5 protein-coding genes and 1 pseudogene are annotated in these 4,884 nt (G+C 61.5%); 4 read left to right on the top strand and 2 right to left on the bottom strand.

Annotated elements, in window-relative coordinates; translation table 11 throughout:
- Positions 1–326, top strand: a pseudogene (locus QVP03_RS01575) (ATP-binding protein); the annotation flags it as partial.
- Between the two features lie 354 nt (positions 327–680).
- Here the strand turns inward: QVP03_RS01575 and QVP03_RS01570 are convergent.
- On the bottom strand, positions 681–1,121 hold the full coding sequence (locus tag QVP03_RS01570; protein ID WP_022331918.1) for a DoxX family protein: 441 nt from the start codon (positions 1,119–1,121) through the stop codon (positions 681–683).
- 192 nt (positions 1,122–1,313) lie between these two features.
- Between QVP03_RS01570 and QVP03_RS01565 the strand changes: the two genes are divergently transcribed.
- Both QVP03_RS01565 and QVP03_RS01560 read left to right on the top strand, forming a co-directional pair.
- Positions 1,314–1,724, top strand: a complete 411-nt coding sequence (locus QVP03_RS01565) for a secondary thiamine-phosphate synthase enzyme YjbQ (protein ID WP_022331917.1) — start codon at positions 1,314–1,316, stop codon at positions 1,722–1,724.
- A 112-nt stretch (positions 1,725–1,836) separates the two neighbouring features.
- Complete coding sequence (locus tag QVP03_RS01560; protein WP_022331916.1) at positions 1,837–2,094, top strand: DUF6582 domain-containing protein; 258 nt, start codon at positions 1,837–1,839, stop codon at positions 2,092–2,094.
- A gap of 241 nt (positions 2,095–2,335) precedes the next feature.
- Here QVP03_RS01560 and QVP03_RS01555 read toward each other — a convergent pair whose 3' ends face one another.
- On the bottom strand, positions 2,336–4,471 hold the full coding sequence (locus tag QVP03_RS01555) for a GH92 family glycosyl hydrolase (RefSeq protein WP_018694735.1): 2,136 nt from the start codon (positions 4,469–4,471) through the stop codon (positions 2,336–2,338).
- A 127-nt stretch (positions 4,472–4,598) separates the two neighbouring features.
- Between QVP03_RS01555 and QVP03_RS01550 the strand changes: the two genes are divergently transcribed.
- On the top strand, positions 4,599–4,884 hold a 286-nt coding region (locus QVP03_RS01550; RefSeq protein ID WP_369677379.1), incomplete at its 3' end, for a YqaA family protein.

Raw genomic sequence — 4,884 nt, 5'->3', positions numbered from 1 at the left:
TCTGGGGAGAATCCTCCGGCATGGTGATGCACGACTTCCTCGCCTCGGGGCTCAGGACGGTCATCGTCACCACGATGGCTGACAGCCTCGGTGCCGACGCCATCGGGCAGGAAATAGACCCCGCATTCATCGCCTCGCTGCCTGCAGGCGTCGATCCCAACGGCGAGAACGGCGAATACCACACATTCTGTTACGACGGGCCGATCTTCCGCACCCCCGTCCCGTTCCGGCTCGGCACGCCTTTGCGCCGAAGTTACCGCATCCGCCTTGACGACGGATCGGAAAAGAGCTATTCCTATTGGTTCGCCGACCTGCAGCAGGCATAATACGGCACCGGAGCGGGAAATTAGCCTCAGGGCGCTCCCCCTTAAAATATTCCGATTATCTTTGTCCCCGTAAAACCGATGTAGTGATGAAAACAAAGACGAACGGACTGCGTGATTACCTCAAGGCCAACCGCAGGGCAAGCCGTGAGGCCGAGATCGGGAATCACGACCGCCCGGTCAGTTTCAGCCGGGTACACAAGTCGAAAAAGGTCTATGACCGCAAAAAGCTGAGGGCAGATGATAAAAGGCATCTGCCTTCATCGTTTCCATCCGGCGGCCGACAGGCCGGAGGCCGGGGACGAAACGGGTTCACGGCACCCCTACTATCCTCCCCACCCTCAGCAAGAACCGGGGCTAACGCTTCGGCGCGCGGATCCGTTGTGCAATGAGCGTATCGGCGGCGTAGCGGCCAGGGCCGGCAACGTACATCAGGACGAAGACAACCAGGTAAACCAGCGCCAGCTCACGTGCGGCAAAGGGATCGCCGCCGTGTACCGCAAAGAAAGCCACACACATCGTAAAGACCATCGGGATCAGCGCCAGCCGGTAGAATAACCCGGCCACACACCCGGCCGCGCAAACGACCTCCCCGAAAACGGCCAGCACGAGCGACACCCGGCTCCCGACACCCAGCGGATCGGGGAACGTCGCCGAGAGCGCCTCGAAGTTCTGCAACTTGGCGATGCCGTGCGACATCAGCAGCAGGCCGAAAACGACACGCGCAGCAAGCAGCAGCCACGAGCTGCGGGAATCCCGGGGTTCCCCCGGGAACAGGAAATTCAGGACGGCGGACATAACGATCGGATTTGATTGTACGAATATCAAAATAAATACCGGATTTTACAATACTTTGCGACATTATCCCCGACCGCCGAACCGCCTGCAATCGGGCCAATCCGACAAAAATCCGACAGAGACAGGCGATACGCCACCGTGAGGGGCACTGCGATTTTTCGTACCTTTGCACACGTACATCAATATTCCACCATGGTTCAGCAAGCAGAATTCACCCTCACGCCTCGCAGCCGCGGGTTCCACCTGGTTACCGACGAGGTGCTATGCCACCTTCAGCCGCTGCCCGACGCCGGGCTGGTACACCTCTTCGTCAAGCACACCTCCGCAGGGCTTTCGATCAACGAAAACGCCGACCCCGACGTGCGCAACGACCTCGGGGCGATCTTCGACCGGCTGGTAAGCGAACGCGAGGCCTACTACACCCATACGCTCGAAGGCGACGACGACATGCCCGCACATGCCAAATCGACGCTCACGGGCGTCGAACTCACCATTCCCGTCACCCGCGGCAGGCTCAACCTCGGCACCTGGCAGGGGATCTACCTCTGTGAGTTCCGTAACCGCGCCCCGGGCCGCCGCATCGTTGCCACAATCATCGCGTAAAGCGCCGTCACCGGGCGAAGCACATTGGGCAACGAAGCAGCCGCTGTGCAAAAAAGCGGCGGCTGGCCGGGAATTTGCGTATCCCCGCAACAACACCAATGCTGCAACAGCCATGACGACACAGACCAAACCGCACGACCGCCTCACCGCCGCAGAGCGGCACGAACTTCCCGATTCGGCATTCGGCATCCCCGAAACGCGCGAATTCCCGCTCGTCGACGCCGAGCACGTCCGTGCGGCGGAAGCCTATTTCCGCTATGCTCCCGATACGGAGAAAGCCGCACTGGCGCGGCGCATACTCGCCAAAGCCGCCGAATTCGGCGTGCACGTGCAAAGCCCGACCATCCGCATTTGGGCCGAAAAGCCCTGACCCGCACGGCCGGAACAGCAGCCGGGCCCCGCCAACCCCAACAACACCCCAACCCCATAGAAACGGCATGAAGCGGCGGCAGGGGTATTCCTGCCGCCGCTTCATGCAACGATCCTCCCGGGCCCGGACACCCGGCTGCACCTTCCCGATTCAGGTATCTTCCGGTACCTTCCGGCCGGCATCCGAAACTCCCGTCCGAGGTAGGCGAAGGGCGCGGGGTTGCCCCCGCACCCCTGCGCCGTTATTCTTCGGAGGTCGAAATCACCAGTTCGCCCTTGTTCAGCGCATCGTGCGACACGAACCAACCGTCGACGGGCTTGCCGCCGCAGGTGATGCCCGTGATCTTACGCCCCTGACCGTCGTGGCGGATCGTCCAGCGGTTGCCGTCGCCCAGCGCGACCTGCACCTTGTCGAACAGCGGCACGGTCACGATATATTCGGGGTCGGCCGGCGAATAGGTGTAAAGGCCGATGGCATTGAACACGTACCACGACGACATCTCGCCCGCATCGTCCATACCGCACAGCGCCAGCCCTTCCGGCCCCATACCGTAGAAGCGGTCGAGAATGTAATCCAACAACTCCTGCGAACGCTCCTGGCGACCGATGAAATAATAGAGGTACGGGAAACTGTGGTCGGGCTGGTTGCCGTGGCAGTACTGGCCGATGAAGCACGAGAGGTTGTCCACTTCGTATCCTTTCCACGGAATCGAGAAGAGTTTGTCCAGCTGTTCGCCGAACGCCTCGCGGCTCGGGAAGAGGCCGATCAGCCCCTCGGTGTCGTGCGGTGCGAAGAACGCCTGCTGCCAGGCATTCGCCTCGCGGTACATATATTCATAGTAGGGATACTGGTCGTCGAAGGGCGTGATCCACTCGCCGTTTTCGAGGCGCCCGCGCATCAGCCCCGTCGAGGGGTCGAAGAGGTTCTTGTAGTTCGACGTGCGCTTCATCAGCATGTCGCGGTTCTCCTTGTCGCCCAGCGCATCGGCCAGCAGGGCGACCGCATAGTCGTCGTAGCTGTACTCCAGCGTCTTGGTGACGGCGGCCTTACAGACCGTCCACGTCACAGGGTTCTCGACGTCCATTTCCGAAATGTACCCCTTGGCGACATACTCGTCGAGCCAGGGACGGCTCGGGCCCTGTACCGTAGCGTTGCGCAGCACGAGGTTGTAGGCACGGTTGACGTCAAAGCCGCGGTTGCCGCGCAGGTATGTCCCGGCCACGAACGCCGAAGCGTGGTCGCCGTGGAAGAACGTGGGCATGAACCCGCCCCGTTTCTCGCCCTTGTCGACATCGGAGCTGATGACGTCGGCCGCCACATCGGGAGCCAGCATCCCCAGCAGGATCAGCTTATTGCGGTAGTCGTCCCAATACGACGGGCCCGTATAGTAACGGAAACCGGGATTGATGACCTTTCCGTCGACATCGGTGAACTCACCGTTCACGTCGCTGCGCAGCGCCGGCCAGAGGAACGAACGGTAGAGGCTCGAATAGAACAGCCCCTTTTCCCGCTCCGTGCCGCCTTCGACGCGGATCCGCCCCAACAGGTCGTTCCACGTCGCCGTAGCCTCGGAGCGCACCTCGGCGAAGCTCTTGCCGAGCATCTCGGCCTCGAGGTTCTCGCGGGCGTTCTTCTCGCTCACGAACGAGAACCCGATCCGGAGCTCCAGTGCCCCGTCACCCTCGCCGAAACGCACGATGCGCACCTCGCGGTCGCCCTCGACGACGGGCTCTATCCCGGTCACGGGACGGTTCGCCACGGCGTAGAAATACATCTTCTCGCCGGTCTGCTGCCAGCCGGCGAACACATTGTCGCCCTCCTTGCGGATATCCCACGCACGCACATGCTCGTTCGAACGCTGCAGGTCTGCCAGCACGGCGGGCGCGGCACCCGCGGGATAGGTATATTTATGGAATGCACAGCGCAGCGTCGAGCTGAGCTGGGCATCGACGCCGTAACGGTCGAGGAATACCTGGTAATACCCCGGGGCGGCCGACTCGCGCTCGTGGCTGAACGGCGAGCAGTAGTCACCCGGCGTGGGCGTACCCGTCACAGGCAGCAGGGGAATATGGCAAAGGTTCCAGTGCCCCTTGTTGGTGTGCGTAAAGCCGTAGATCACGGAATCTTCATACTGGTACCCCGCACCGCTGTGGAACTTGGTGACGGGGCTGACCTGCACCATGGCGTTGGGCAGCGACGATCCGGGGAAGACCTCGGCGCCCCATGTCCGTTTGGTGGGTTTGAATCCCAGGTCGACGCTGTCCCACAGCGTCGCCGTCCCCAGCATGGGGTTCACATAGTCGGTAAGCGGCTTCTGCGCAGGGGCGCACCCCACGGCAAAAGCGAAAAAAGCGATACAAAGTCTCGATTTAAGCATAAGCGGTCAGATTTACGTTTCAGACAAAATTAGCGCATTTTGCAGGGCTCCTGCAAGCCCATTCGGGCAAAAAAGCTATCTTTGTCCCGCAGGCAGACTACTCTTGCACAAAATCGGACACCAAGGCATGGAATCGCTTTCGCAAATACTGGCCGACTGGGGCTATTGGGGACTTTTCTTCTCGGCATTCATCGCCGGGAGCATCCTCCCGTTCAGCTCCGAAGCCGTGATGATCGTGCTCGTGCACATGGGGCTCGACCCGGTATTGTGCGTCGCAGCCGCATCGCTGGGCAACACGCTGGGCGGCATGAGCTGCTACTGGATCGGCACGCTGGGAAAAAGCGAGTGGGTCACCCGGCTGGGCGTGAGCGAAAAACAGCTGGCACGGGCGCGCAGGTTCCTCTCCGGGCGCG

This window comes from Alistipes sp. CAG:29 (assembly GCF_000435435.1).
Lineage (GTDB): Bacteria > Bacteroidota > Bacteroidia > Bacteroidales > Rikenellaceae > Alistipes > Alistipes onderdonkii.
The sequence above is the reverse complement of the archived record's forward strand: the minus strand, read 5'-3'. Positions and strand labels throughout refer to the sequence as shown.

What these genes read in the sequence shown, in the direction of transcription:
- QVP03_RS01570 (WP_022331918.1), bottom strand. Translation starts at nt 1,121, where the DNA reads ATGTCCGCCGTCCTGAATTTCCTGTTCCCGGGGGAACCCCGGGATTCC.
- QVP03_RS01565 (WP_022331917.1), top strand. Translation starts at nt 1,314, where the DNA reads ATGGTTCAGCAAGCAGAATTCACCCTCACGCCTCGCAGCCGCGGGTTC.
- QVP03_RS01560 (WP_022331916.1), top strand. Translation starts at nt 1,837, where the DNA reads ATGACGACACAGACCAAACCGCACGACCGCCTCACCGCCGCAGAGCGG.
- QVP03_RS01555 (WP_018694735.1), bottom strand. Translation starts at nt 4,471, where the DNA reads ATGCTTAAATCGAGACTTTGTATCGCTTTTTTCGCTTTTGCCGTGGGG.